Source organism: Streptomyces sp. NPDC059679 (genome assembly GCF_042734105.1).
In the GTDB taxonomy this organism is placed as follows: Bacteria; Actinomycetota; Actinomycetes; order Streptomycetales; family Streptomycetaceae; genus Streptomyces.
The window spans coordinates 33548-60127 of record NZ_JBHWES010000052.1 but is presented as its reverse complement, the minus strand read 5'-3'; the positions used below and the strand labels follow the sequence as shown (position 1 = coordinate 60127).

27 protein-coding genes and 1 riboswitch are annotated in these 26580 nt (G+C 72.0%); of the genes, 14 read left to right on the top strand and 13 right to left on the bottom strand.

The annotated features are described in order from the left end of the window. Nucleotides 1-105: 105 nt before the first annotated feature. A complete protein-coding gene (locus tag ACFV2X_RS39140; RefSeq protein ID WP_385626014.1) occupies nucleotides 106-1905 on the bottom strand; it encodes an AMP-dependent synthetase/ligase in 1800 nt (599 codons plus the stop codon). A gap of 262 nt (nucleotides 1906-2167) precedes the next feature. Between ACFV2X_RS39140 and ACFV2X_RS39135 the strand changes: the two genes are divergently transcribed. The 6 genes from ACFV2X_RS39135 (at nucleotide 2168) to ACFV2X_RS39110 (ending at nucleotide 7436) form a co-directional block, all read left to right on the top strand. After that, complete coding sequence (locus tag ACFV2X_RS39135) at nucleotides 2168-2929, top strand: metallophosphoesterase (protein WP_385626012.1); 762 nt, start codon at nucleotides 2168-2170, stop codon at nucleotides 2927-2929. 74 nt (nucleotides 2930-3003) lie between these two features. Further along, complete coding sequence (locus ACFV2X_RS39130) at nucleotides 3004-3447, top strand: SRPBCC family protein (protein ID WP_014180403.1); 444 nt, start codon at nucleotides 3004-3006, stop codon at nucleotides 3445-3447. A 112-nt stretch (nucleotides 3448-3559) separates the two neighbouring features. Further along, entirely contained in the window at nucleotides 3560-4987 is a 1428-nt protein-coding gene (locus tag ACFV2X_RS39125; protein ID WP_385626010.1) for an ArsA family ATPase, read from the top strand. Nucleotides 4988-5088: 101 nt separating this feature from the next. After that, the gene (locus ACFV2X_RS39120) at nucleotides 5089-5601 is read left to right on the top strand and encodes a DUF5304 domain-containing protein (protein ID WP_385626008.1); all 513 of its coding nucleotides are present in this window, start codon (nucleotides 5089-5091) and stop codon (nucleotides 5599-5601) included. A gap of 57 nt (nucleotides 5602-5658) precedes the next feature. After that, entirely contained in the window at nucleotides 5659-6600 is a 942-nt protein-coding gene (locus ACFV2X_RS39115) for an ROK family glucokinase (protein WP_385626006.1), read from the top strand. Between the two features lie 20 nt (nucleotides 6601-6620). After that, nucleotides 6621-7436 (top strand): endonuclease/exonuclease/phosphatase family protein, encoded by an 816-nt coding sequence (locus ACFV2X_RS39110; RefSeq protein ID WP_385626004.1) that lies wholly within the window; start codon nucleotides 6621-6623, stop codon nucleotides 7434-7436. A gap of 59 nt (nucleotides 7437-7495) precedes the next feature. Here ACFV2X_RS39110 and ACFV2X_RS39105 read toward each other — a convergent pair whose 3' ends face one another. Next, nucleotides 7496-8113, bottom strand: a complete 618-nt coding sequence (locus tag ACFV2X_RS39105; RefSeq protein ID WP_385626002.1) for a hypothetical protein — start codon at nucleotides 8111-8113, stop codon at nucleotides 7496-7498. Further along, complete coding sequence (locus tag ACFV2X_RS39100) at nucleotides 8100-8927, bottom strand: alpha/beta hydrolase (RefSeq protein WP_385626000.1); 828 nt, start codon at nucleotides 8925-8927, stop codon at nucleotides 8100-8102. The genes ACFV2X_RS39105 and ACFV2X_RS39100 overlap by 14 nt, the downstream gene beginning before the upstream one ends. 159 nt (nucleotides 8928-9086) lie before the next feature. On the opposite strand from ACFV2X_RS39100, the gene ACFV2X_RS39095 reads away from it, so the two are divergent. The 4 genes from ACFV2X_RS39095 (at nucleotide 9087) to ACFV2X_RS39080 (ending at nucleotide 13118) form a co-directional block, all read left to right on the top strand. Continuing rightward, nucleotides 9087-9896, top strand: a complete 810-nt coding sequence (locus ACFV2X_RS39095; RefSeq protein ID WP_385625998.1) for a lysophospholipid acyltransferase family protein — start codon at nucleotides 9087-9089, stop codon at nucleotides 9894-9896. A 61-nt stretch (nucleotides 9897-9957) separates the two neighbouring features. Next, nucleotides 9958-11166, top strand: coding sequence for a MacS family sensor histidine kinase (gene macS / locus ACFV2X_RS39090; protein ID WP_385626055.1), 1209 nt, complete (start codon nucleotides 9958-9960; stop codon nucleotides 11164-11166). Further along, nucleotides 11163-11903 carry a response regulator gene (locus ACFV2X_RS39085; protein WP_385625997.1) on the top strand — a complete coding sequence of 247 codons (741 nt, stop codon included), beginning with the start codon at nucleotides 11163-11165 and terminating at the stop codon, nucleotides 11901-11903. Before macS ends, ACFV2X_RS39085 begins: the two co-directional genes overlap by 4 nt. Before the next feature lie 186 nt (nucleotides 11904-12089). Further along, on the top strand, nucleotides 12090-13118 hold the full coding sequence (locus tag ACFV2X_RS39080) for a 6-phosphofructokinase (protein WP_385625995.1): 1029 nt from the start codon (nucleotides 12090-12092) through the stop codon (nucleotides 13116-13118). A gap of 75 nt (nucleotides 13119-13193) precedes the next feature. Here the strand turns inward: ACFV2X_RS39080 and ACFV2X_RS39075 are convergent, their stop codons facing one another. Continuing rightward, complete coding sequence (locus ACFV2X_RS39075; protein WP_385625993.1) at nucleotides 13194-15146, bottom strand: anthranilate synthase family protein; 1953 nt, start codon at nucleotides 15144-15146, stop codon at nucleotides 13194-13196. Nucleotides 15147-15239: 93 nt separating this feature from the next. Continuing rightward, nucleotides 15240-15296: a trp operon leader peptide gene (locus tag ACFV2X_RS39070; protein ID WP_106516695.1), complete on the bottom strand. Its 57-nt coding sequence runs from the start codon at nucleotides 15294-15296 to the stop codon at nucleotides 15240-15242. Nucleotides 15297-15416: 120 nt separating this feature from the next. Between ACFV2X_RS39070 and ACFV2X_RS39065 the strand changes: the two genes are divergently transcribed. Both ACFV2X_RS39065 and ACFV2X_RS39060 read left to right on the top strand, forming a co-directional pair. Continuing rightward, nucleotides 15417-16766, top strand: coding sequence for a class II 3-deoxy-7-phosphoheptulonate synthase (locus ACFV2X_RS39065; protein ID WP_385625992.1), 1350 nt, complete (start codon nucleotides 15417-15419; stop codon nucleotides 16764-16766). Between the two features lie 122 nt (nucleotides 16767-16888). Continuing rightward, on the top strand, nucleotides 16889-17140 hold the full coding sequence (locus ACFV2X_RS39060) for a bacterioferritin-associated ferredoxin (RefSeq protein WP_385625990.1): 252 nt from the start codon (nucleotides 16889-16891) through the stop codon (nucleotides 17138-17140). A gap of 33 nt (nucleotides 17141-17173) precedes the next feature. Here ACFV2X_RS39060 and bfr read toward each other — a convergent pair whose 3' ends face one another. Then, a complete protein-coding gene (gene bfr, locus ACFV2X_RS39055; RefSeq protein ID WP_089514151.1) occupies nucleotides 17174-17653 on the bottom strand; it encodes a bacterioferritin in 480 nt (159 codons plus the stop codon). Between the two features lie 157 nt (nucleotides 17654-17810). Here bfr and ACFV2X_RS39050 point away from each other — a divergent pair, with 157 nt between their 5' ends. Further along, nucleotides 17811-18434: a sulfite oxidase-like oxidoreductase gene (locus tag ACFV2X_RS39050; RefSeq protein ID WP_385625989.1), complete on the top strand. Its 624-nt coding sequence runs from the start codon at nucleotides 17811-17813 to the stop codon at nucleotides 18432-18434. A gap of 44 nt (nucleotides 18435-18478) precedes the next feature. Here the strand turns inward: ACFV2X_RS39050 and ACFV2X_RS39045 are convergent, their stop codons facing one another. From ACFV2X_RS39045 to thiO, 7 genes are all read right to left on the bottom strand, one after another. Beyond that, complete coding sequence (locus ACFV2X_RS39045; RefSeq protein ID WP_385625988.1) at nucleotides 18479-19021, bottom strand: DUF4396 domain-containing protein; 543 nt, start codon at nucleotides 19019-19021, stop codon at nucleotides 18479-18481. Between the two features lie 93 nt (nucleotides 19022-19114). Then, the gene (locus ACFV2X_RS39040) at nucleotides 19115-20050 is read right to left on the bottom strand and encodes a deoxyribonuclease IV (RefSeq protein WP_385625987.1); all 936 of its coding nucleotides are present in this window, start codon (nucleotides 20048-20050) and stop codon (nucleotides 19115-19117) included. Between the two features lie 43 nt (nucleotides 20051-20093). Further along, nucleotides 20094-22046 (bottom strand): Stk1 family PASTA domain-containing Ser/Thr kinase, encoded by a 1953-nt coding sequence (gene pknB, locus ACFV2X_RS39035; protein ID WP_385625986.1) that lies wholly within the window; start codon nucleotides 22044-22046, stop codon nucleotides 20094-20096. 168 nt (nucleotides 22047-22214) lie between these two features. Continuing rightward, entirely contained in the window at nucleotides 22215-22676 is a 462-nt protein-coding gene (locus ACFV2X_RS39030) for an SRPBCC domain-containing protein (protein ID WP_385625985.1), read from the bottom strand. Nucleotides 22677-22701: 25 nt separating this feature from the next. Continuing rightward, entirely contained in the window at nucleotides 22702-23550 is an 849-nt protein-coding gene (locus ACFV2X_RS39025; RefSeq protein ID WP_385626053.1) for a thiazole synthase, read from the bottom strand. Between the two features lie 19 nt (nucleotides 23551-23569). After that, entirely contained in the window at nucleotides 23570-23770 is a 201-nt protein-coding gene (gene thiS, locus ACFV2X_RS39020) for a sulfur carrier protein ThiS (protein WP_385626051.1), read from the bottom strand. A gap of 32 nt (nucleotides 23771-23802) precedes the next feature. Continuing rightward, nucleotides 23803-25041 carry a glycine oxidase ThiO gene (gene thiO, locus ACFV2X_RS39015; RefSeq protein WP_385625983.1) on the bottom strand — a complete coding sequence of 413 codons (1239 nt, stop codon included), beginning with the start codon at nucleotides 25039-25041 and terminating at the stop codon, nucleotides 23803-23805. Continuing rightward, a riboswitch (TPP riboswitch) is annotated at nucleotides 25038-25151 on the bottom strand. Its footprint overlaps the gene before it by 4 nt. A gap of 141 nt (nucleotides 25152-25292) precedes the next feature. On the opposite strand from thiO, the gene ACFV2X_RS39010 reads away from it, so the two are divergent. Continuing rightward, entirely contained in the window at nucleotides 25293-26543 is a 1251-nt protein-coding gene (locus tag ACFV2X_RS39010; protein WP_385625982.1) for an NAD(P)/FAD-dependent oxidoreductase, read from the top strand. Nucleotides 26544-26580 lie beyond the last annotated feature (37 nt).

Here is a 26580-nt window from a genome sequence, read left to right as displayed (position 1 = left end):
CCGGCGGCGGGTGTGGCGTCGTCTCCTTTGTCTTTTTCTGTTCGGGGGGGGGCCCCCCGCCGCCCGCCCCGCCCCGGGCCCCTCCCCCCCCGCGCTCGCGCCGCGTCAGCGCTGGTACAGCGCCTCGATCTCGCCCGCGAAGTCCTTGACCACCACGCTCCGCTTGAGCTTCAGCGACGGCGTGACATGCCCGGAGTCCTCGGTGAACTGCGTGGTCAGGATCCGGAACTTGCGCACCGACTCCGCCCTGGAGACCGCCGCGTTCCCGTCGTCCACCGCGCGCTGGATCTCGGCCAGCAGCTCGGGGTCCTCCTGCAGTTCGGCCACCGTGGCGTCGGCCGGCTTGCCGTGCTCGGCCAGCCAGCGCGGCAGGAACTCCTCGTCGACGGTGATCAGCGCGCCCACGAAGGGACGGCCGTCGCCGACCACCATGCACTCGGCGATCAGGGCGTGCGCCCTGATCCGGTCCTCGATCACCGCCGGGGCCACGTTCTTGCCGCCCGCGGTGATGATGATCTCCTTCTTGCGGCCGGTGATGGAGAGATAGCCGTCCTCGTCGAGGGTGCCCAGATCGCCGGTGTGGAACCAGCCGTCGGACAGCGCCTCCGCCGTCGCCGCCTCGTTGTTCCAGTAGCCGGTGAACAGGTGGTCGCCGTGGAGCAGCACCTCGCCGTCGTCCGCGATCCGGACCACCGTGCCCGGCATCGGCTGGCCGACCGTGCCGAGCTTCTGCCGGTCCCACGGGTTGAAGGTGGTCGCCGCGCAGGACTCCGTCAGGCCGTACCCCTCCAGCACAGTGAAGCCGATGCCCCGGTAGAAGTGGCCGAGGCGGGCGCCCAGCGGGGCGCCGCCGGAGATCGCGTGGGTGGCCCGGCCGCCCAGGGCGGCGCGCAGCTTGCTGTAGACCAGGCGGTCGAAGACCTTGTGCTTGACCTTGAGGCCGAAGGACGGCCCGGCGGGGGTGTCCAGCGCCTCGCTGTAGGCGATGGCGGTCGCGGCGGCCTTGTCGAAGATCTTGCCCTTGCCGTCGGCCTGCGCCTTCGCCCGCGCCCCGTTGTAGACCTTCTCGAAGACGCGCGGCACGCCCAGCACCAACGTCGGCCGGAAGGAGGCCAGTTCGTCGGTGAGCGTCTTGATGTCCGAGACGTGCCCGAGCTTGATCGGCGCCAGCACCGCCGCGATCTCCACCAGCCGCCCGAGGACATGCGCCTCGGGGATGAAGAGCAGTACCGACGACTCGCCGGTCACGAAGATCGGCTTGAGGCGGGCCACGACATTGCCGCATTCGGCGAAGAAGCTGCGGTGGGAGAGCACACAGCCCTTGGGACGGCCGGTGGTGCCCGAGGTGTAGACGATCGTGGCCGGGGAGTCGGCGTTCGCGATCGCGCTGCGCTCGTCGACCACCCCGTCCCCGATGTCCGCGCCCAGCTTCCGCAGCGTCTCGATCGCCCCGCCGCCCTCGATCCGCCACAGGCTCTTCAGCGCGGGCAGGTGGTCCCGTACGGACTCGACGGCGGCCTCGTGCGCGGCGGACTCCACCACGCAGCCGACCGCGCCCGAGTCGCCGAGGATCCACTGGGTCTGCTCGGCCGAACTCGTCTCGTAGACCGGCACCGTGACCGCGCCCGCGCTCCAGATGGCGAAGTCCAGCAGCGTCCACTCGTAGCGGGTGCGCGACATCAGCCCGACCCGGTCGCCGGGCTCCACCCCGGCGGCGATCAGGCCCTTGGCCACGGCCCGCACCTCGGCGAGGAATTCGGCGGCGGTGACGTCCTGCCACTCGCCGTCGGCCTTCCGGCCGACCACCGCGACATCGGGGTGGTGGGCGGCGTTGCGCCGGATGAGGTCGGTCAGATTCCCGTCGGCCGGAACCTCGTACAGGGCCGGAAGGCTGAACTCGCGCAAGACTGCTGCTCCTCGTCGGGCGCCGGCGCCGCTACGGGCAATCCCCGCGGGCAAGGGGGGGATGGTGGACTGCCCGGACGTTACCGATGGGTATGGCATCTGGGATAGGGGGTCCTCCCAGATGTTTGATGCGTCACACCCCGTTCTCGTATGCGTCGCAGACTAGTCGACACCGTCAGGGACTCGGAAGTAACAGCAGGTGGCGGCGGGGCGGTGGGCCCGCGTCTGACGGCCCGAGGCAGCAGGACTTAGGCTGACCTGCATGCGAGTTCACGTGGTCAGCGACGTGCACGGCAACAGCCGGGATCTGAAGCGGGCGGGCGAGGGCGCGGACGCCCTGATCTGCCTCGGCGACCTGGTGCTCTTCCTCGACTACGCCGATCACTCCCGCGGTATCTTCCCCGACCTGTTCGGCGTCGAGAACGCCGACCGCATCGTGGAACTGCGCACCGCCCGCCGGTTCGAGGAGGCCCGTGAATTCGGCAACCGGCTGTGGGACGGGGTGGACCGCAACGCCGCCGTAGAGTCCGCGGTACGCCGCCAGTACGCCGAGCTCTTCGCAGCCTTCCCCACCCCCACCTACGCCACCTTCGGCAATGTCGACATACCGAGGCTGTGGCCCGAGTACGCCGGGTCCGGTATCACCGTCCTCGACGGTGAGCGGGTCGAGATCGGCGGCCGGGTCTTCGGCTTCGTCGGCGGCGGGCTGCGCACCCCGATGCGCACGCCGTACGAGATCGACGACGAGGTCTACGCCGCGAAGATCGCCGCGCTCGGCGAGGTCGACGTGTTGTGCACCCATATCCCGCCCGACGTCCCCGAGCTGTGCTACGACACCGTCGCCCGCCGCTTCGAACGCGGCAGCGCGGCCCTCCTCGACGCCATCCGCGAGGTGCGGCCCAAGTACGCGGTCTTCGGCCATGTCCACCAGCCGCTCGCCCGCCGGATGCGCATTGGCGCCACCGAGTGTGTCAACGTCGGACACTTCGCCTCGACCGGCACCCCCTGGACCCTGGAGTGGTAGGCCGCGCGCGGTAGCCTTCAGCGGCAGAGGCCCAGGCGGCGGATCAGCGGACCAACACCGAAGGAACCACGGCGATGGCGGAACACACCAGCTCGAGCATCACGATCGAGGCGGCACCGGCCGACGTGATGGAGGTGATCGCCGACTTCGACCGATACCCGGAGTGGTCCGGAGAGGTGAAGGAGGCCGACGTCCTCACCAAGGACGACCGGGGGCGCGCCGAGAAGGTGCGGATGCTGCTCGACGCCGGGGCGATCAAGGACGACTACACCCTCGAGTACACCTGGACAGGTGACAACCAGGTCAGCTGGTCCCTGGTCAAGTCCCAGATGCTGCGCTCCCTCGACGGCTCGTACCTGCTGGCGCCGGTCGACAGCGGCAAGCGCACCGAGGTCACCTACCAGCTCACCGTCGACGTCAAGATCCCGATGCTCGGCATGATCAAGCGCAAGGCCGAGAAGGTCATCATCGACCGCGCGCTGGCCGGTCTGAAGAAGCGGGTGGAGAGCGCCGCCTAGGTCCTGTCGGGGCCCTTGGACCCCGCCCGGCGCGGGCGCGACCGCGAGCGCCGCTGATCCCGCTACGGTCGGGAAGCCCGTCCCAGCCCCACCCTGCCCGGAGGCTCCTTTCATGCGTACGGTCCTCGTCACCGGTACCGGCGGCGCGGGCCGCACCACCGTCGCCGCCGCGACCGCGCTGGCCGCCGCCCGCGAGGGGCGGCGCGCCCTGCTGCTCACGGCCGACCGCGACGGCACCCCGGAGGCGCTGCTCGGCCTCCCCGCGCCCCGGCCCGCCGCCGCGGCGTCGGCCGAGCGGCTGCCGTGGTCCCCGCCGGTCGAGGCCGCCCCCGGCATGTGGGCCGCGCGCATCGCCGCCGACGACTGGTTCCGCGGCGAGCTGACCTCCCTCCAGGAGCGGGGGAGCGGCGCGCTGGACATGCTCGGCGCCGCTCCGCTCGACCCCGAGGAGCTGACGGGCCTGCCGGGCACGGAGGCCTTCGCGGTGCTGCGCGCGCTGCGCGCGGTCCACGACACGGATCCGGCTGCCGCCGAAGGGGCGCGACCCTGTCGAAAGGGAGAGCGCGCGGAGGCCCCGAGGAACGAGGGGCCGAGCACGGTCGACCGTCGACAGGGGCTGAGGCGCCCCGGAGGCGAACCGAGTTGTCACTACTGGGACGTCCTGGTCGTCGACATGCCGCCCGCCTCCGATACGGTCGCGGTCCTCGCGCTGCCCGAGCAACTGCGCCGCTATCTGCGCCGGCTGCTGCCCGCCGAGCGGCAGGCGGCGCGCGCCCTGCGGCCGATGCTGGCGCAGCTCGCCGGGGTGCCGATGCCCGCTCAGAAGCTGTACGAGACGGCCGAGCGCTGGGAGCGTGAACTGGCGGGTGTGCAGGCCCTGATCGAGTCCGAGGCCACCACCGTACGGCTGGTGGTGGACCCGGGGCCGCTCGCCGACCGGGCGCTGCGCACCGCCCGCGCCGGGCTCGCGCTGTACGGCTGCCGCGTGGAGGCCGTGGTCGCCAACCGGCTGCTGCCCACCGGCACCGCCGACCCCTGGCTCGCGGCGCTGTCCGGGCAGCAGCAGGCCGCGCTCAAGGAGCTGCACGGGGAGTGGGCGCCCGACGTCCCCGTCCGCGAACTGCCCCACCTGGGCCGCGACCCGATCGAGGCGAACGGCCCGCGGGACCCCGACGCCCCGCGGGACTCCGCCGGCCCGGGCGGTGCGCCACAGGCGGGCGGGCTCGCCGCCCTCGTCGCCTCCGTCGGTGCCCCCGAGCCGCGCCCCGACCGCCCGGCCGCCGAGCCGTGGACGGTCGAGGACCGCCTCGCCGACGAGGGGGAGCTGGTGTGGCGGCTGCCGCTGCCCGGCGCCGACCGCGACGCCCTCGGCCTGGTGCGCCGCGGCGATGAACTGATCATCACCGTCGGCCCGTTCCACCGGGTGCTGCCGCTGCCGTCCGCCCTCCGCCGCTGCACCGTGTCCGGCGCCGGGCTGCGCGACGGCCGCCTCCACGTCCGCTTCGCCCCGGACCCCGAGCTGTGGCCGAGGGGCCTGTGACGCCGCATGCCCCTTTTCTCGCCTTGTCATTCCGGTAACGTCGAGAGCAAGCCCGGATGAACACCCCCGGGCCGTCAGTCCCTCCGCCGCAGGAGCCCGCCATGAGCGACGACGCCACCGAGCGCCCCGCCGAATCCCCGGTCACCGACGTACCGGTCGACGACGTACCGGTCACCGACATCGACCCCGACGCCTGGGAGCGGGCCTGTGCCGAGGACCTTGCCGCGGAGCGGGCCCGCCGCCGGGCCCGCGAGAGCGGCCATGAGCCGGGCAGCGCGGCCGAGGAACTGCGCAAACTGGCCGAGGCCGTCGCCGACAGGCTGGCCGGGGCCCAGGCCCCGCTGGCCGGGACGGCCGTGCAGGGCGCCGTACAACACTTGATCGCACAGGCAAAGGCAGCTGTCGAACCGGTCATCGAACGGAACCCTGAGGTCTTCGATCATCTCGCCACCGCCGGCACCGAGCTCCTTGCCGCTTATCGGGCCGCCGTCCAGGGTCAGGAGCAACGCTGGACGCGTGGCGACGACGACGGTGCCACCGAGGCCGACGACCGCGCCGATAAGCCGGACAACGGCAATGAGTCTTCGAGTAGTGAACACATCGACCTCGACTGAGCCCCACCTCCGGTACCGTTGTGCTCGGCGGGGTTCGACCAAATAACTGAGGGACACATGGGACTCACCATCGGCGTCGACATCGGCGGCACGAAGATCGCAGCTGGCGTGGTCGACGAAGAGGGCTCGATTCTCGAGACGCGCAAGGTATCGACCCCGCAGACTCCCGAGGGGGTCGTCGACGCCATCGCGGGCGCGGTGCGTGAGGTCAGCACCGGCCATGACATCGAGGCCGTCGGTATCGGCGCGGCCGGTTACGTGGACGACAAGCGCGCCACGGTGCTCTTCGCGCCCAACATCAACTGGCGCCATGAAGCGCTCAAGGACAAGGTCGAGCAGCGCGTGGGCCTCCCCGTCGTCGTCGAGAACGACGCGAACGCCGCGGCGTGGGGCGAGTACCGCTTCGGCGCCGGCCAGGGCCATGACGACGTCGTGTGCATCACACTCGGCACCGGCCTCGGCGGCGGCATCATCATCGGCGGCAAGCTGCACCGCGGCCGCTTCGGCGTGGCTGCCGAGTTCGGCCACATCCGCGTCGTCCCGGACGGGCTGCTGTGCGGTTGCGGCAGCCAGGGCTGCTGGGAGCAGTACGCCTCCGGCCGCGCCCTGGTCCGCTACGCCAAGCAGCGCGCCAACGCGACCCCGGAGAGCGCCGAGGTGCTGCTCGGCCTCGGCGACGGCACCCCCGAGGGCATCCAGGGCAAGCACATCAGCGACGCCGCCCGCCAGGGCGACCCGGTCGCCATCGACTCCTTCCGCGAGCTGGCCCGCTGGGCCGGCGCCGGCCTCGCCGACCTCGCCTCGCTCTTCGACCCCTCGGCGTTCATCGTCGGCGGCGGCGTCTCCGACGAGGGCGATCTGGTCCTCGAGCCGATCCGCAAATCCTTCCGCCGCTGGCTGGTCGGCAATCAGTGGCGTCCGCACGCCCAGGTGCTTGCCGCCCAGCTAGGTGGCAAGGCCGGGCTCGTCGGCGCCGCCGACCTGGCCCGCCAGGGCTGACGGGGTCGGGGGGACGACACATGGTGCTCGCGGACCTGCCGGCATCGGCCACCGCCCAGGACGCGGCGGTGGTGCGGGTGCTCAGCTACAACATCCGCTCGATGCGCGACGACCGCGAGGCGCTGGTCCGGGTGGTCCGGGCCTGCGCCCCCGATGTGCTGTGCGTCCAGGAGGCGCCGCGCTTCTTCCGCTGGCGCAAGGCCGCCTCCTGGCTGGCCCGCGAGACCGGCCTCGTCCACACCACCGGGGGCGCCACCGCCACCGGCCCGATGCTGCTGACCTCGCTGCGCGCCCATGTGGAGCGGACCGAGGACATCCTGCTGCCCCACGTCCCCGGGCTGCACCGGCGCGGCCTGGCCACCGCCGTGCTGCGCTTCGGCGGCGGGCACCGGGGGGACAACGGCATCAGGCTCGGCGTGGTCAGCTGCCATCTGAGCCTGGCCGAGGCCCAGCGCCACGACCAGGCCGGGATGGTCCTGGACCACCTCGCCCGGCTCGACGTCCCGTACACCGTCCTGGCCGGTGACATCAACGATCCACCCGAGGGCCGCGCCTTCCGGCGGCTGGCCGGATCGCTGCGCGACGCCTGGGCGACCGAGCCCTGGGGGAGCGAGTTGACGTATCCGCCGGGGCAGCCGCGTGAGCGTATCGACGCGCTGTTCGCGACCGAGGGCGTGGAGATCCTCGGCTGCGGGGTGCCGACCGGGCTGCCCGGGGTCACCGAGGCGGATCTGAGGGCGGCCTCGGACCATCTCCCGGTCCTCGCGGCCCTCAGGCTCCCCCGCGTTTCCCCCGCCGTGCCCGCCGGTTCGACGGACAAGGGGCTCCTGGCCTGAGGCCGGGGGCTCCTGGCCAAGGCCGCAGGAGCCTCAGCGGGCCCGGCGGGCCGCGGTCGTCAGACGACCGCGCCGCGCCCCGGGTCCTCGTCCTCTTCCTCGTCGTCGTCCTTCATCCGCAGCACCAGCGTGGTGAAGCCGCCCAGGAAGCCGCCCACCCCGAGCGTGGTGATCCACCAGGTCAGCTCCACCTGGAACAGCACCACACCGAGCAGCAGCAGCGGGCCGCCCAGGACGCCCAGCCAGGCGAAGCGGGCGGTGGTGTCGGACTCGGGGAGCGGGGGCGGCTCAGGCGGGACGAAGTGGCCCTCGTCGGTCTCGTCGAAGTCGTCGTCGGACGGCTCGGCGGGCTCCCAGTCGCGCGGGCCGACGCCCGGCGCGTACACGATGAAGCTGCCCAGGGGCTTATCGGGCTTGGCCACGTCCTCCGGACCGGCCCCCGCCGCCGGGCTGTCTTTGCCGCGTTCTTCGTCCCCGTCGGCAGCGTCGTCCGCATCCGCCGCGTCGTCCTCGCCGCCCGCGCGCTGAGCGTCGGCGGGGAGATCTTCGGCCTCGGGCCACGGCGCCGGGCCCTCCGGGTCCCGGGTCTCCTTGTCGTACGCCGCGACGATCTCGGCGAACGCGGCGTCGTCGTCCCGCGCGCCGGCCTCGTTCTCGTTCGGCTCACGCTCCGCCACTGGCCGCCGCCCCCTTCCCAAGTCGCGTATCCGTCCCTGGGACAACATCCCCACTGTCCTCATCGATACCCCGCGTCAGCCTGCTGATGAACGCATGGGTCTCGGCGAAGACGATCTCCGCGTCGTGGTCCAGCGTCGCCACGTGGTAGCTGCGCTCCAGCACCAGCTCGGTGACGTCCGCGGAGGAGACCCGGCTCAGGATGCGCGCCGAGTCGACCGGCGGCACCACATGGTCCTGCGCGCTGTGCATCAGCAGCAGCGGCTGGGTCACCCGCGGCAGCTCGGCGTCCACTTCCTGGAGCAGCCGGCGCAGCTGGTACGCGCCGGTCAGCGGCACCCGGTCATAGCCCGACTCCGGCGTGCCCGGCTTCGCGATATCGCTCACGATGCCCTTGACGGAGGGGACCAGATGGCGCAGCAGCGGCAGCGCCGGGGCCGCCCGGTCGTGCATCTTGTGGGCCGGGTTGACCAGGGCGACCCCGCTGACCCGCGCCCCGTGCCGGGCGGCCAGCCGCAGGGCGAGCGCGCCGCCCATGGAAAGACCGCAGACGAACACCTGACGGCACCGCTCGGCGAGCCCGCGCAGCTCCCGGTCCAGCTCGGCGTACCAGTCCTCCCGGCTGGTGATCGCGAGCTCCTGCCAGCGGGTGCCGTGGCCGGGCAGCAGCGGCAGCGAGACCGTCAGGCCCTGCCGCGCAAGGTGCTCGGCCCAGGGGCGGACCGATTGGGGCGAGCCGGTGAAGCCATGACAGACGAGGACGCCGATCTCTCCGCCGTCGTGGCGGAACGGCTGGGCCCCGGGGAGGAGCGGCACCGCGGATCTCCGTTCGATGTAACGGGCAGTCGCATAACGGGGCCGGGCGGCCCGGGATCTCAGCGTACGCGGCGCGCCGCACAGGGGGTAGGCACGTTAAGGTCTCCTCGTCGGGTACAGGTCGGATACAGGCGAGGTCCTCGGTTGTTCTACGGCGCCATGAAGCTGTCGGTCGGCGGAGCGTTGAAGCTTGCCTTCCGGCCCTGGGTGGAGGGACTGGAAAACGTCCCCGCCGAGGGGCCGGCCATTCTCGCCAGCAACCATCTGTCGTTCTCCGACTCCTTCTTCCTCCCCGCGATGCTCGACCGCAAGGTCACCTTCATCGCCAAGCAGGAGTACTTCACCACCCCGGGCGTGAAGGGCAAGCTGACCGCCGCGTTCTTCAAGGGCGTCGGGCAGCTGCCGGTGGACCGCTCGGGCGGGCGCGGTGCGAGCGAGGCCGCGATCAAGAGCGGTATCGAGGTGCTGGAGCGCGGTGAGCTGTTCGGCATCTACCCGGAGGGCACGCGTTCGCCGGACGGGCGGCTGTACCGCGGCAAGCCGGGCGGTCTGGCACGGGTGGCGCTGGCCACGGGTGCCCCGGTGATCCCGGTCGCGATGATCGACACCGAGAAGATCCAGCCACCGGGCAAGGTCATGCCCAAGCTGATGCGGCCGGGCATCCGGATCGGCAAGCCGCTGGACTTCAGCCGCTACCACGGCATGGACAACGACCGCTTCATCCTGCGCTCCGTGACCGACGAGGTCATGTACGAGATCATGAAGCTGTCCGGGCAGGAGTACGTCGACATCTACGCGACCGTCGCCAAGCGGCAGATCGCGGATGCCGAGGCGGCCCGTAAGCGCGAGGGCAAGAGCGCGGAGGGCGCGGCCGACGACACGTCGGGCGACGACAAGTCCGGGGAGCAGGCCGGGGACCGGGGCGCGGACAAGCCCGGGGATCAGGGCGGGGACAAGGCCGGCGCGTAACCGCGTCCGGCGCGGGGGTGGGGAAGTGGCGCAGCGTCCCAAGGGCGAGCGTGTCGTGCGCATGTCGGTGGAGCAGCCCCTGTGGCGGGCGCTGACCGCCTACCGGGTGCTCACGCTGCTGTACGCGCTCACCCTCTACGCGTACGGCTACGACAACTACGACCACCCGCTCGGCGCGGGCGCCTATATGGCCGTGCTGACCGTATGGACCGCGCTCACCGTCCGCATGGTCTCCTCGGCCGAGCGGTGCACCCTGCGCTTCCTGGCCGGTGATCTGACCGTCGCGGTGGTCGGCATCCTGCTCACCCCGCTCGTCGACACCCACGACCGCATCGCCGAAGGCACGCCCACCCTGCCGTCGATATGGACGGCCGGGGCCGTGCTCGGCTTCGCGATCAAGGGTGGCTGGCGGTGGGCCGCCTGGGCCTCCACCGTCGTCTGCGCGGCCAACATCATCGAGCGCGGCGGATTCGCCCAGGACGCCGTCCATATGCTCATGCTGGTGTGGGTGGCGAGCGTGGCGATCGGCTATGTGGTCGAGGTGGCCCGCGCCAGTGAGCGCACCCTGGCCCGTGCGCTGCGGATCGAGGCGGCCACGCGCGAACGGGAGCGGCTGGCCCGCGATATCCACGACAGCGTGCTGCAGGTCCTCGCCATGGTGCAGCGGCGGGGCGCCGCGATCGGCGGGGAGGCGGCCGAGCTGGGACAGATGGCGGGGGAACAGGAGATCGCGCTGCGCACGCTGATCTCCACCGGGCCGGCGACCGGGCCGGTGGCCGCCGCGGCGGAGTCGGTGGAGCCGGCCGGGGCCGTACTTCTGAAGGTTGCGGCCGACGCACCCACCGCAGAGGGGGCGGCCGAAGGCGAACGCTCCGATCTGCTGGCCCTGTTGGCCCGGCACGCCGGATCCCGCGTCACCCTCTCCGGGCCCGGCACCGCCGTACCGCTCCCCGCCGAGGCCGCCGCCGAGCTCGCGGCCGCTGTCGGTGCCGCCCTGGACAATGTACGGGTGCACGCGGGGGTGGACGCGCACGCCTGGATCCTGGTCGAGGACGAGCCGGACGTGGTCACGGTGACCGTCCGCGACGACGGGCCCGGCATCCCCGAGGGGCGGCTGGCCGACGCCGAGCGCGAGGGGCGGCTCGGCGTGGCGCTGTCCATCCGGGGGCGCCTGCGCGATCTGGGCGGCAGCGCCGAGTGGATCTCGGCCCCCGGGCAGGGCACCGAGGTTGAGTTGAGCGTTCCGCGACAGGGGGAGACCGGACGATGACCGAGCGGCAGGACAGCGGACAGGGCGGCACACCGGCCGGCGGGCAGGGCGGCGGGGCCGAGGAGCGGCCCGTGACCGTGATGGTGGTCGACGACCACCCGATGTGGCGCGACGCCGTCGCCCGCGATCTGTCCGAGGCCGGGTTCGCGGTGGTGGCCACGGCGGGGGACGGCCCCCAGGCCGTACGCCGCGCCAAGGCCGCGAACCCCGACGTCCTGGTGCTCGACCTCAACCTCCCCGGGCTGCCCGGCGTGGAGGTCTGCAAGCAGCTCGTGGGCGGCGAGTCGGGCCCGTCCGGCCCGCGCGTACTCGTCCTGTCCGCGAGCGGGGAGCACGCGGACGTCCTGGAGGCGGTGAAGTCCGGCGCGACCGGCTATCTGCTCAAATCGGCCAGTACGGAGGATCTGCTGGACGCGGTGCGCCGGACGGCCGCCGGGGAGCCGGTGTTCACCCCGGGCCTCGCGGGCCTGGTGCTCGGCGAGTACCGCCGACTGGCGACCGACCCCGCCCCCGCAGCGCCCGACCGCCCTGTCGCCCCCCGGCTGACCGAGCGGGAGAAGGAGGTGCTGCGGCTGGTGGCCAAGGGGCTGTCGTACAAGCAGATCGCCGAGCGGCTGGTCATCTCGCACCGCACGGTGCAGAACCACGTTCAGAACACCCTCGGCAAGCTGCAGTTGCACAACCGCGTCGAGCTGGTGCGATACGCGATCGAACGCGGTCTGGACACCGGCGCCTGACCTTCGTCCACCAGCGCCTGACCTTCGTCCACCGGCGCTTGACCCTCGTTCGAGTGAAGTTGGCCGTCAACTGCCCCTGCGCACAGGGGATTCACTTCCCGCCCTATCCCGTGTGACCTGGATCACCGTTAGCGTGGCTTCCCGTATCGGGTCATTCACGCGTTTTCATGGGAGAAGGGAAAAACGATGCGGGTCGGAGTGCTGACCGGTGGCGGTGACTGCCCCGGGCTCAACGCGGTCATCCGCGCCGTCGTCCGCAAGGGCGTGCAGGGATACGGCTACGACTTCGTCGGCTTCCGGGACGGCTGGCGCGGGCCGCTCGAGGGCGACACCGTGACCCTCGACATCCAGGCCGTGCGCGGCATCCTGCCGCGCGGCGGCACGATTCTCGGGTCCTCCCGCACCAACCCCCTCAAGAGCCAGGACGGCATCCGCCGGGTCAAGGAAAACCTCGCCAAGGAGGAAGTGGACGCGCTCATCGCGATCGGCGGCGAGGACACGCTCGGCGTGGCCGCGCGGCTGTCCAGTGAGTACGGGATCCGCTGCGTCGGCGTCCCCAAGACCATCGACAACGACCTGTCCGCCACCGACTACACCTTCGGCTTCGACACCGCCGTCAACATCGCCACCGAGGCCATCGACCGTCTCCACACCACGGCCGAATCGCATATGCGCGTCCTCGTCGTGGAGGTGATGGGCCGTCACGCGGGCTGGATCGCCCTCCACTCCGGGCTGGCCGGCGGCGCCAATGTCATCCTCATCCCCGAGCAGCGCTTCGACGTGGACCAGATCTGCGCCTGGGTCGAGTCCCGCTTCAAGATCCGTTACGCCCCGATCGTCGTCGTCGCGGAGGGCGCCATGCCCAAGGGCGGCGACGCGGTCCTCAAGGACGGGTCGCTCGACTCCTTCGGCCATGTCCGGCTCTCCGGTATCGGCGAGTGGCTGGCCAAGGAGATCGAGAAGCGCACCGGCAAGGAGGCCCGCACCACCGTCCTCGGCCACGTCCAGCGCGGCGGCACCCCCAGCGCGTTCGACCGCTGGCTCGCCACCCGCTTCGGGCTGCACGCCATCGACGCCGTCCGGGACGAGGACTACGGCAAGATGGTCGCGCTGCGCGGCACCGACATCGTCCGCGTCCCCCTCACGGAGGCCACCGCACGGCTGAAGACCGTGGACCTCTCCCTGTACGCCGAGGCCGAGGTCTTCTTCGGCTGAGGCGCACGCGTGCGAGGCTCCGCCCTCGGCCGCCCGGGGCCGCGTCCCGGGCGGCCGAGGGGCTGCCGTAGGCCGTCAGACCAGTACGGCCGCCAGCAGCTCGGCCACGATGGCGGAGCCGTTCAGGGTCAGTACGGACTCGGGGTGGAACTGCACGCCCGCGAAGTTCGGGCCGCGCAGGGCGTGTACCTCCCCGGTCGCCGGGTCGTGGCTGACCTCCACCCGGTGCATCGCGAGCTCGGCCGCGGCCGACTCGTCGCACCGGGCGGTGAAGGTGTTGTAGAAGCCGACGGTCTCCTCGCGTCCGAAGAAGCCGATCCGCTCCTGCGCGCCCTGGAACGGCACGTCCTTCCGTACGACCTCAAGGCCCAGCTCGGCCGCCAGCAGCTCGTGTCCCAGGCACACCCCCAGCAGCCCGTGTCGGTGCCCGCGCACCAGGTCCGCCGTCAGCTCGCGCAGGAACCGCATCTTCGGGGCGGTCATATCCGACGGGTCGCCCGGCCCCGGGCCGAGCACCACCGGCCCGTCATGGGCCAGCGCCGCCTCCCGTACCCCCGGCTCGTCGAACCGTCGCACGGTCACCGTCAGCCCGGTGGTCCGCAGCAGATGGGCCAGCATCGCGGTGAAGGTGTCCTCGCCGTCGACCACCAGAGCGTGCCCGGTCGGCGCCGAGGGCGCGGTCTCGGGCGTGTGCATCCGCAGCCAGAACGGGGCCAGGTCGGCCCGCCGGGCGTCCAGCGCCGCCCGCACCCGGGGGTCGTCAGCCAGGCGCGGGAGCGCGGGGCCGCCGGCCCGCCCCGCGGGCGCCGGGCGCACGCCGAGGGCGGTGAGCACCCCGGCCGCCTTGGCGTGGGTCTCGGCGACCTCGCTGCGCGGGTCGGAGTGGCGTACGAGCGTCGCCCCGACCGGCACCCGCAGCGCGCCGGCGCCGTCGATGTCGGCGGTGCGGATCAGGATCGGCGAGTCCAGGGTCTGCGCGCCGCCGGCGTCCCGCCCGATGAGCGCGAGCGCCCCAGCGTAGTAGCCGCGCCCCGCGCCGTCCGGTCCGGCGGGCTCGTACCGCTCGATCACCCGGCAGGCGTTCTGCACCGGCGAGCCGGTCACCGTCGCCGCGAACATGGTCTCCCGCAGCACGTCCCGGACGTCGAGGGAGGAGCGGCCGCGCAGCTCGTACTCGGTGTGCGCGAGGTGTGCCATCTCCTTGAGGCGGGGGCCGACCACCACGCCGCCCATGTCGCCGACGGTGCACATCATCTTCAGCTCCTCGTCCACGACCATGGACAGCTCCTCCACCTCCTTGCGGTCGTGCAGAAACTCCAGCAGCCCGTCCAGCCGGGCCCCGTCCCGGGGATAGCGGTACGTCCCGCTGATCGGGTTCATCACGACCGTCCCGCCGGACATCCGGACATGCACCTCGGGGCTGGCGCCCACCAGCGTCCGGCCGTCCGTCAGCCGGACGACATACGTCCAGTACGCGCCGCGCTCCCCGGCCAGCAGCCGGCGGAACAGCGCGAGCGCGTCGGCGCGGTCGAAGCCGGGGATCTCGCCGCGGAACGTCCTGCGGATCACGAAGTTCGCGCCCTCGCCGGTCCCGATCTCGTCCGCGACGACCCGCTCGACGATCGCCGCGTAGTCGTCGTCGGTCACGTCGAAGGCCCCGCCCCGGGTCCGCACCTGGTGCGCGGGCAGCGCGTCCAGCACCTCGCCCAGCGGCAGCTCGTACGTCTCCTCGGGCCGCAGGACGGCCAGCGGCGTCCCGTCGTCGCGTACGTCGAACCCGCGCTCGCGGATCTGCCGGAACGGCACCAGCGCCAGCGCGTCGCGCACGGCCGCGCCGGTGGTCGGCGCCCCGGTCGGCAGCGGGATGTCGGTCAGCCGCGCCACCTCGGTGACCGGGCCGAGCAGCACCTCGACGGTGTCGGGGGCGTGGCCGGGCGTACGGCGGTGCAGCAGGGCGAAGGGCGGGCAGTCGGCGGCCAGCAGCCGCCGGACGATCGCGCGCGGGTCGTGGTGCGGATCACTGTGCATTGCGGTGGTTCCTTCTGGGAGGGAGGAACGACCCGCGGATACGCCGAAGGCCGCCCCTCGGGCGGCCTTCGCGATGTCGGTGAGTACGCGCGATCAGTGGGCCGCCGGATGAGCGGTCCACCACCAGGTCATGGTCAGTCGCGCGAACATGGCCCGGACCCTACCGCATCTCTCCGCGTACGCGGAGGGGCGGGAGGGGCGGGGGTGGCAGGTGTCTCATCAGGTGGGCAGGGGGCTGGACGGCTCGGTGGACCCCGTAACCTTGCTGGCGTGACCCTGAACGCTGAATCCCACACCGGTGGCCACACCTGGAAGTCTCTTCCCGCGGCGCAGCAGCCCGACTGGCCGGACCAAGCGGCTCTGCGCGAGGTGATCGCCGAGCTCGAGTCCTATCCGCCACTCGTCTTCGCGGGCGAGTGCGACCAGCTGCGCGACCGCCTGGGTGCCGTGGCCCGGGGTGAAGCGTTCCTGCTGCAGGGCGGTGACTGCGCCGAGGCGTTCGACGCCATCGGCGCGGACCAGATCCGCAACAAGCTGAAGACGCTGCTGCAGATGGGCGCCGTGCTGACCTACGCCGGGCAGGTCCCCGTGGTGAAGGTCGGGCGAATCGCCGGCCAGTACAGCAAGCCGCGCTCCAAGCCGACCGAGACCCGCGACGGGGTGACCCTGCCGACCTACCGGGGCGACTCGGTCAACGGCTTCGAGTTCACCGAGAAGGCCCGGATCCCGGACCCGCAGCGGCTCAAGCGGATGTACCAGGCCTCCGCCTCGACGCTGAACCTCGTGCGCGCCTTCACCACCGGCGGCTACGCGGACCTGCGCCAGGTGCACGCCTGGAACCAGGACTTCGTGAAGTCGTCCCCCGCGGGGCAGCGCTACGAGGCGCTGGCGCGCGAGATCGACCGGGCGCTGAACTTCATGAACGCCTGCGGGGTGGACCCGGAGGAGTTCAAGACGGTCGAGTTCTACTCCTCGCACGAGGCCCTGATCCTGGACTACGAGTCGGCGCTGACGCGTACGGACTCCCGTACGGGCGAGCTGTACGACGTGTCGGGCCACATGGTGTGGATCGGCGAGCGCACCCGCCAGCTGGACGGGGCACATGTCGAGTTCGCCGCGCGGATCAGTAACCCCGTCGGTGTGAAGCTCGGCCCGACGACGACGCCCGAAGAGGCGCTGTCGCTGATCGACCGGATCGACCCGAACCGCGAGCCCGGCCGGCTCACCTTCATCACCCGGATGGGTGCGGACAAGATCCGCGACAAGCTGCCCGACCTGGTCGAGAAGGTCACGGCCTCCGGTGCCCAGGTGGCCTGGATCTGCGACCCGATGCACGGCAACACCTTCGAGGCGGCGTCCGGGCACAAGACCCGGCGCTTCGACGATGTGCTGGACGAGGTCAAGGGCTTCTTCGAGGTCCACAAGGGACTCGGCACCCACCCGGGCGGTATCCACATGGAGCTGACCGGCGACGATGTCACCGAGTGCGTGGGCGGCGGCGACGAGATCTTCGTCGACGATCTGCACCAGCGCTACGAGACGGCCTGCGACCCTCGGCTCAACCGCAGCCAGTCGCTGGACCTGGCGTTCCTGGTCGCGGAGATGTACCGGGACCAGTGACATACCGGCACTGAACGGTGCGATGGGGCGCGGATCACACGATCTGCGCCCCATCGGCGTTGTCGGCCCTCGGGAGGGAAGGTAAGGTAAGGGTTACCTCACTGATCGATCTGGAGAGCCGCGTGTACGTCTGCTCATGCTTCGGCATCACCGAGAAGCAGGTGCGCGAGCACGCCGAGTCCGGTGCCTGCACCCCCCGCCAGATCGCGGGCGCCTGCAAGGCCGGTACGGACTGCGGCTCCTGCGTACGGCGCATCCAGGCGTTGCTGGGCCGCGGGGCGTGCCCGCGGCGCGAGTCCCTGGACACCCTCGGCCCGGCCGATGTGCCCGCCGTCGCGGCGGGGTCCGAGCCCCAGGTCGCGGAAGCCGCGTAACCGCTCCAGTCGGCTCTTCGGCCGGCTCTCCGGTCAGCTGTCCGGCTGTTTGATCTGCTGGGCGATGTAAAGCGCCTCGCCGAGCTTGTCGATCAGCTGGAGCTGGGTGTCGAGATAGTCGATGTGGTGTTCTTCGTCGGCGAGGATGTCCTCGAAGATATTGGCCGAGGTGATGTCGCCCTTGGTCCGCATGACCTCGATGCCGCGCTTGAGGCGGTCGATGGCCTCGATTTCCACCTGCCGGTCCGCCTGGAACATCTCGGTGACCGTCTGGCCCACGCGGACATGGAACAGCCGCTGATAATTGGGCAGTCCGTCCAGGAGAAGGATCCGATCGGTGATCATCTCCGCGTGCTTCATCTCGTCGAACGATTCCGCCCGGGTGTATGTCGCGAGCTTCGTCCAGCCGAAGTTCTCCTGCATCTTCGAATGCAGGAAGTACTGATTGATCGCGGTCAGCTCACCGGTCAGCTGTTCGTTGAGAAACTCGAGGACCTCGGGGTCGCCCTGCATCGAAGGGCTCCTTCCCATCAGAACGGGCGTGGCGGGTTGTGCGCATCGTCGCACCGCCCCGTCGAGAGCGTCCAGTAAGTGCACGCTTAGTATGAGTTGCCCGGATAGCTGCTGCCCTGGTCACGACCACCCTCAAAGGTCTGACACCATGGAGTCCATGGGTCAGTCGGAAAGCCGCGAGGGGGAGCTCGGACAGCTGCCCCCGGGGCAGCGGCTGCAGCGCGGTTGGCCGGTTACGCACTATGGGCCGGTCCCCAAGTTCAAGCCGGACCGTTGGGAGTTCCGGGTCTTCGGTGCCACCGCCGACGGGGAAAAGCACGTCTGGACGCACGACGAGTTCTCGGCGCTGCCGTACTCCACCGTCGTGGCCGATCTGCACTGCGTGACGAAATTCAGCATGCTGGGCGCGGAATGGGGCGGCGTGGCGGCGCGTCGGATCGTGGAACTCGCGCCGCCCGCTCCCGAGGTCACGCATGTGATGGTGTGGGCGGAGTACGGCTTCAGCTCGAATCTGCGGCTCTCGGATTTCGCCGCCGAGAAGACCATCTTCGCCACGCACAAGGACGGCGAGCTGCTGACGGCCGAGCACGGATTTCCGGTCCGGCTGATCGTCCCCCATCTCTATGCCTGGAAGGGGCCCAAATGGGTCCGGGGTGTGGAGTACATGACCGCCGACCGCCGTGGCTTCTGGGAAGAGCGCGGCTATCACAACATCGGCGACCCCTGGCAGGAGCAGCGCTACTCCTACCAGGAGCAGCCGGGGGACGGTCCGGAGCTGTAGCGGCGCCTCGCCCGTATCGGCGGTGCTGGTTGTGTCGGTCGGTGTCAGTGGTACTGGTGCACCACGGCGTGGCCCTTGCCGCGGCCGATCATCCACCGGTTGACGGGGGTGGTCACGGCGAAGGCGACCACGAAGGACAGCGCGAGGCTCAGCCAGAACAGCGCGTCGGCCAGCGTCGCGTCCATCGCCCCCGGGAAGACCAGGATGGTCGCGTTGTCGGCAAGCTCCATCACGAGGATCGAGACGGTGTCCGCGGCGAGCGCGACCCGGAGGGCCGTACGCAGGTCAAGACCGGCGCGCAGCACGCCGCGCATGGTGAGCGAATAGCCGAAGACGAAGGCGAGCACGATCGCCAGGATCATGGTCGGGACGTTGTGCCAGCCGAGCGCGGTGCCGATGGCCATGCCCAGGACCTCGCCGATGGCGCAGCCGGTGAGGCAGTGCAGCGTGGCCTGGGCGGCGATGGCCCAGCTCGCCGGGGCGTGGCCGCTGTGGCCGGCGTGCCCGGCATGTGCGGTGTGACCTGTGTGGTCGGTGTCGCCGTGCTGGTGGTGCTCATGTCCGGCGTGGACGTCGTGCTGCTCCATCGGGCTCACTCTCCGGTGGGTGATGGTGTTCCTGCCGTCGTTTCCTTCGGTGAACCAGATACCCCACCGGGGTATTCCCGATGCCTGTCGGTGTCAGCCGTCGCGGAGCTCCTTGAGCCGCGCCACATCCGTCGCATGCCCCTCCTTGCCGCCCGGAGTCTCGATCACCAGCGGCACCCCCTTCGTCGCCGGATGCCGGAACAGCTCCCGGAACGGATCGGCGCCGATATGGCCCGTGCCGATGTTCTCGTGGCGGTCCTTATGGGCCCCGACGACGTCCTTGGAGTCATTGGCATGGATCAGTTTCAGCCGACCTTTGCCCGTGACCGCGACCAGCTCGTCGAGCGTCTTCTTCATCCCGCCCGGGGCCGCCAGATCGTGACCGGCGGCGAAGACGTGGCAGGTGTCCAGGCAGACGCCCAGCTTGGGATGGCGGTCCAACGCGTCGAAGTACGGGCCCAGGTCCTCGACCAGCGAACACAGCGAGGCGCCCTGGCCGGCCGTCGGCTCCAGCAGCAGCCAGGGGTCGTCGTCGTGGGTGAGCTCGCCGAGCAGCGGCAGGACGCGCTCCCGCACCTGGGCGATCGCCTTGGGCCGCGGTCGGCCGCCGGTGGCGGAGCCCGTGTGGACGACGACGCCCAGCGCGCCGATGGCGCGGCCCCGCCGCAGTGAGTGGCGCAACGAGTCGACCGACCGCTCGGCCGTCTCGGCGCTGTGCGAGCCGAAGTTGATCAGGTAGGGGGCGTGGACGTACGCCGTGATCGACTCGTCGGCGCACGCCGCGCGGAACTTCTCGTCCTGCGCCGCCACACCGTGCGGGGTGGCCCAGCCGCGCGGGTTGGCGACGAAGACCTGGACGGTCTCGGCGCCGATGTCGCGGGCGTACGGCAGGCCGATGGTGGCCAGGCCGCCGGCCACACGGATATGGCCACCGACCGGATTGCGGGCGCGGGGGCGGTTCTTGGACGTACTCACGAGGCCAGGGTGCCAGTCCGGGCCCGACGGCCGTGCGCCGGGCCCGGGGGACATCCCCTCAAGGCTCTCTCAGAAGACGCCCATCAGAGGACGCCCTTCAGAAGACGCCCTTGAACTTGATCGTGATGGAGCTGCCCTTGGGCGCCTCGTCCCCGCCGTCCACCGACTGGTCGGTGACCGTGTCGCCGGGGAACAGCAGCGGCTTGTCCACGTCGACCTCGAAGCCCGCCGCCTCCAGGGTCTGCTTGGCTTCGTCCTCGGACATGCCGGTGACGTCCGGCACCTCGATCATCTCCTGGCCCTTGGACAGGGTCAGCGTCACCTTGTCGCCCTTGGCGCCCACGGCGCCCCCGTCCGAGGCCGGGGACTGGTCGGCGACCGAGCCCTTGTCCTCGTCGGAGAAGACCCGCTCCGACGCGATCTCCACCGTGAATCCCGCCTCGGTCAGCTCGGACCGGGCGTCGTCCTGGGACTCGCCGACCACATCGGGGATGGGGATCTTGGGACCTCTGCTGACCTCGATCCCCACGCGGGTGTTCGGCCGGCGGGTGGTCCCGGCCCTCGGGTCGGTGCCGAGCACCACGCCCTGCGGCGTCTCGTCGCTGAATGTCTCGGTCACCTCGCCGACGGTCAGATTCGCGTCCGAGATCTGCTGCTTCGCCTCCTTGAGCGGCATGCCCACGACATTGGGGACCTGTGTGCGCGGCGGCCCGTCGGAGATGTGGAGCGTCACCGTGCCGGTGTTGCGGATCTGCTTGCCGCCGCCCGGGTCGGTCTTGATGACCTCGCCCTTGTCCACGACATCGCTGAACTCCCGGGTGATCTTCACCTCGAGCCCGGCGTCCTTCAGCTTCTTACGGGCGTCCGCCTCGGACTTGCCCAGCACATAGGGCACCTTGGTGAACTGGCCGGAATTGATGTACCAGATGCCCACCCCGAGGCCGAGTGCGAGCACCAGCCCGACCACGATCGTCACGATCCCGCGGCGCGGCAGCCGGCCGCGGCCGGCGGACCGCCGGGGAGGACCGGTCTGCGGTGGCTGCGGCGGCAGCTCCAGCCTGCTGGTGAGATTGAGCTGCTGCTCATCGGCGGGCACCGGCCCCCCGATACCGCCGACCGGGCGCGGGATCACGCTCGTACGGTCCTCGGAGCCGTCGTGCGTGTCCGCCTTGGCCTGCGGGGGCACGGCGTCGAGCTGTTCGTCGGTCAGCGCGGCGCGCGCGGTCCGCGCGAGGCCGAGCAGTTCGACCGCGTCGGCGGGGCGCTGCGCGAGCTCGCGCGCGGTGGCCGCGGCGACCAGCTCGTCCAGCTGCGGGGCGACCCCCGGCGCGAGGGCGGACGGCGCGGGCACGTCCTCGTTCAGCCGCTGATAGAGGACCTGCGCCGGGACGGTGCCGGTGTGCGGCTTGGCGCCGGTCAGCATCTCGTAGAGCATCACGCCGCAGGCGTAGACATCGGCGCGGGTGTCGGCCGTGCCGTGCTCGATCTGCTCGGGCGCGAGATAGGAGACGGTGCCCAGCAGCGTGCCGGTGGAGGCGTTGGTGTTGGTGTCCACGGCCCGGACCAGCCCGAAGTCGGCGACCTTCACCCGGCCGTCGTCGCCGATCAGCACGTTCTCCGGCTTCATGTCCCGGTGGACGAACCCCGCGCGGTGCGCCGCCCCGAGCGCGGCAAGCACCGGCTCCAGGATGTCCAGCGCGGCCCGCGGCTGCAGCGCGCCGCGCTCGCGCAGCACATCGCGCAGCGTGCACCCGGCGACGTACTCCATCGCGAGATAGACATGGGAGCCGTCGGTGCCCTGGTCGAAAACGCCGACCACATTGGGGTGGGCGAGCCTGGCCACGGACTTCGCCTCGCGGATGAAGCGCTCGACGAAGGCGTCGTCGGTGGCGAGCGACTGATGCATCACCTTGAGGGCCAGTACGCGGTCGAGCCGCGTGTCGACGGCGCGGTAGACCGTCGCCATGCCGCCCACGGCGATGCGCGCCTCGACGCGGTAGCGGCCGTCGAGCAGCTGTCCGACCAAGGGGTCATGCAGGGTCGTATCCACGAGAGAGCAGTCTACGAGCCGACACGACACGCAGGGTTCACCTGCCAGGCCCGGGCACGGGACTGGTGCCGAACGGTGACACCGGGCGCCGCGGCGGGGTCGGCTTCACCCTTGTTGTGCCTCGCGGGTGCCTTCGTGTCTTGGCTGTGCCCTGGTTGTGCGCGTGCCCTAGTTGTGTGACGCGGCGGCCAGCGCGGACAGCTCCTCCAGTGCGGTGGCCCAGGTCGCGGCGGCGTACTCCGTGTGCTTGGCCTTCGCGGCGTCCGGCACCGCGAGCTCCTGGATGCCGCTCTCGGTCAGTCGGAGCCGGGTGCCGGGGCCCTCGGCGGAGAGCGCGAACTCCACCAGGGTCGAGTCGCCCGGTTCCGCGCCGAGGGCGCGGTCCGGTTCGCTGGCGAGCCGGAAGCGGAACAGCGCGTCCGGCACCGCCTTCTCCACCCTGCCGTGGAACTCCCCCTGCTCATCCCAGCGGAAGCGGAGCGTCCCGCCGGGGCGCGGGTCGATCTCGCACCCCTCGAACGCGTACCAGACGCGGATGTGCTCGGGGGTCGTCAGCACCCGCCATACGCGGTCGACGGGCGCTTGGACGTACACCTCGCGCTCGATCCGGTCGGCCACCATGCCACCCATGTCACCACGCTAACCGCTCACCGCCCTACCCGAACGCCGGGCGCTCCGGGTCCAGCGCGGCCAGCCCCTCCCCGGGTGAGGAGGCGTGGGCGAAATGGCGGCGCGGGATACGGCCGGCGCGGTGGGCCAGCCGGCCGGCCCGGACCGCGTACCGCATGGCCTCGGCCATCAGGATGGGCTCCTGGGCACGGGTGACGGCGGATGCGAGCATCACCGCCGCGCAGCCCAGCTCCATGGCGAGCGCGGCGTCCGAGGCGGTGCCCGCCCCCGCGTCCAGGATCACCGGGACCGTGGCGCGCTCGACGATCAGCTGGAAGTTGTGCGGATTGCGGATGCCGAGGCCGGAGCCGATGGGGGAGCCCAGCGGCATGATCGCGGCGCAGCCTGCGTCCTCCAGCCTGCGGGCCAGGACCGGGTCGTCGTTGGTGTACGGCAGGACGGTGAAACCGTCGTCGACCAGCGTCTCGGCGGCGTCCAGCAGCTCGACCGGGTCGGGGAGCAGGGTGCGCTCGTCGGCCACCACCTCCAGCTTGACCCAGTCGGTGCCCAGCGCCTCCCGCGCCAGCCGGGCGGTCAGCACCGCCTCACCGGCCGTGAAGCACCCGGCGGTGTTGGGCAGCACGCGGATGCCGTGCCGGTCGAGCACCGACAGGACCGAGCCCTGGACGGTGGGATCCAGGCGGCGCATCGCGACGGTGGTCAGCTCCGTACCGGAGGCGAGCAGCGAGCGCTCCATGACCTCCAGGCTGGGCGCGCCGCCGGTGCCCATGATCAGGCGGGAGGAGAAGGCGGTGCCCGCGATGGTGAGCGGGTCCGGGTCCGGGTCCGGTGCCGGTTCGGGGCGGAGGGGGGTGGCGTACGTCGTGTCGTGCATCGTCTCGGCCATCTGGGGTTCAGCCTCCTTGGACCGCGGTGAGGACTTCGACCCGGTCTCCGTCGCCGAGTGGGGTGGCGGGCCACTGGCCGCGCGGGACGACCTGTTCGTTGACGGCCGCGGCGACCCCCGAGCGCGCCGGGGTCAGCTCCGCGACCAGCAGGTCGAGGGTGGTGCCGCCGGGGAGCTCGCGGGGCTCACCGTTCACGGAGACGGTCATGGAGGCGGCGGGCGGGCCGGGCGTGGAGGCGCTCATATGGGCTGCTCCTGCGGTACGGGGGTGGTGGGGCCGATGGGCGTGGCCGGGAAGCGCAGCGGGGAGAACGGCCGGGCCTCGTCCGGGAGTTCGCCGTGCGTCAGCACCTCGGCCATGACGTCGCCCGTGACGGGCGTGAGGAGGACGCCGTTGCGGTAGTGGCCGGTGGCCACGAGCAGGCCGGGCAGCGCGCTGGGGCCGAGCAGCGGCGCGTTGTCGGGGGAGCCGGGGCGCAGCCCGGCGCGGGTCTCGACGAGCGGCAGCTCGGTGATGCCGGGCACCAGCTCATGCGCGTCGCGCAGCAGTTCGTAGACGCCGCCCGCGGTGACCGTGGTGTCCCAGCCGAGCTCTTCCGAGGTGGCGCCGACGACCAGCTCGCCGTTCTCGCGCGGCACCAGATAGACATGTCCGCCGCGCACCTCGGCCCGTACGGTCCGGGACAGGAACGGTGCGTACGCGGGCGGTACGCGCAGCCGCAGCACCTGGCCCTTGACGGGGCGTACGGGGGGCAGCGCGCCCTCGGGGACGCCCGCGAGCCGTCCGCTGAAGCTGCCCGCGGCCAGTACGGTTTGCTCGGCCGCCAGCCGTGTGCCGTCGGCGAGTTCGACGCCGGTGGCGCGGTCCGCCGCGAGCGTGAGCCGTTCCGCGCGGGCGCGGTGGAAGACCACGCCGGCCCGCTCGCACGCGGTCAGCAGTGCCGCCGCCAGCCGCCGCGGGTCGACCTGGTGGTCCCCGTCGACGCGCAGGCCCCCGCGTACGCCCGGCGCGAGCATCGGCTCCAGGCGCCGGCATTCGCGCCCTGTCAGCCACTGCGACTCCAGCCCGAGCCGCCGCTGGAAGTCATGGAGCTCGCGCAGGTGGGCGCGGTCGTCGGGGTCGAAGGCCACGGCGAGCGTGCCGCAGGTGCGGAAGCCGACGTCCTGGCCGCTCGCCTCCTCCAGCTCGGCCACGAACTCCGGATAGCGGCGCGCGGAGGCGAGGTTGAGGGCGAGCAGCGTCTGCTCGCCGTAGTGGAGCTCGGTGACGGCCGCGAGCATTCCGGCCGCCACCTGGGCCGCGCCGCCGCCCGGCGCCGGGTCGGCGACGGCGGTGCGCAGGCCCCGCCGGGCCGCCCGCCACGCCGTGACCAGGCCGATGATGCCGCCTCCGACGACCAGCGCGTCGTACGGCCGGCCCGGCGGCCCCTCCGACGGCCCCTCCGGCCCCGTACACGAGGGTGTGCGAGATGCGTGCATGGGCGTAACGCCCCTCCCTTCGCCGGCATGACCCGGATCAGGTTCGTACGGTCGGAGGCCGCTTCAGCCTCCCTCTCAGCCCGCTGCGTCGGGCTCCCGCGAGTGCTTCGTCCCGCCAACCCTAGTACGAGCTCCGAACTGCCCGGAAGGGCGAGCCCGGCCGGGCGGTCCGGGGTCCCGGCCGCTCCTGTGCCCGAGATCTCGTCAGTCGGTTCTCCGGTGCGCCCCGTGCGCCGCCCTACAGTGATCGTGTGAGCGATGAGACGACGAAGTCGGCGTCCCCGGGGGGCACCGGGCAGCAAGTGGTGATCGTCGGCGCGGGAATGGCCGGGGTGCAGACCGCTGTCGCGCTGCGCGACCAGGGCTGGACCGGCGGCATCCTGCTGCTCGGTGCCGAGGCGCACCAGCCGTACGACCGGCCGCCGCTGTCCAAGGCCGTGCTGCTCGGCAAGGCCGAGGGCTCCGCCTTCGACGTGGACTTCGCCGCGCTCGGCGTCGAGCTGCGGCTCGGGGTGTCCGTGACCGGCCTGGACACCGGCGCGCGGCGGCTGGAGACCGCGTCGGGCCCGGTGTCGTACGACGTCCTGGTGATCGCCACCGGCGCCGAGCCGATCACCCTGCCCGGCGGCGAGGGCGTGCCCGGTGTGCATCTGCTGCGCACGCTCGACGACGCGGAGCGGCTGCGTCCGGTGCTCGCCGGGCAGCGCGAGATCGTGGTGGTCGGGGCGGGCTGGATCGGCGCGGAGTTCGCCACGGCGGCGCGCGAGGCGGGCTGCGCCGTGACCGTCGTGGAGGCCGCCGACCGCCCGCTGGCGGGCGCCCTCCCGGCCGAGGTCGCCGCCCCCATGGCCGGCTGGTACGCCGACTACGGCGTCGAGCTGGTCACCGGCGCGCAGGTGGCCTCCGTGGACGAGCAGGGGGTGCTGCTCCAGGACGGCGCCCGGCTGAGCGCGGACGCGGTGGTCGTCGGCATCGGGGCGCGGCCCGCCACGGGCTGGCTGGCGGGCTCGGGCGTCGAGCTGGCCCCGGACCGGTCCGTCGCCGCCGACGAACAGCTGCGCACCTCGGCGCCCGACGTCTACGCCGTCGGGGACTGCGCGTCGTTCCCTTCCGCGCGCTACGGCGAGCGGCTGCTGGTGCACCACTGGGACAACGCCCTCCAGGGGCCGCGCACCGTCGCCGCCAATGTGGTCGGCAGCCGGACCGCGCATTTCACCGGTTCGGTCTACGACCCGGTGCCGTATTTCTGGTCCGAGCAGTTCGGCCGCTTCGTGCAGTACGTGGGCCACCACGCCGCCGCCGACGAACTCGTCTGGCGCGGCGACCCGGAGGGCGCGGCATGGTCGGTGTGCTGGCTGCGCGACGGGGCGCTGGTCGCCCTGCTGGCCGTCGGCCGTCCGCGCGATCTGGCCCAGGGCCGCAAGCTGATCGAGCAGGGCTCCCGGCTGGACCGCGCCCTCGCCGCGGACCCGTCGGTGCCGCTCAAGTCGGCGGTCCTGTGACCCTCGGCGCGCCCCTGCGGTGACCTTGGCAGCGGCG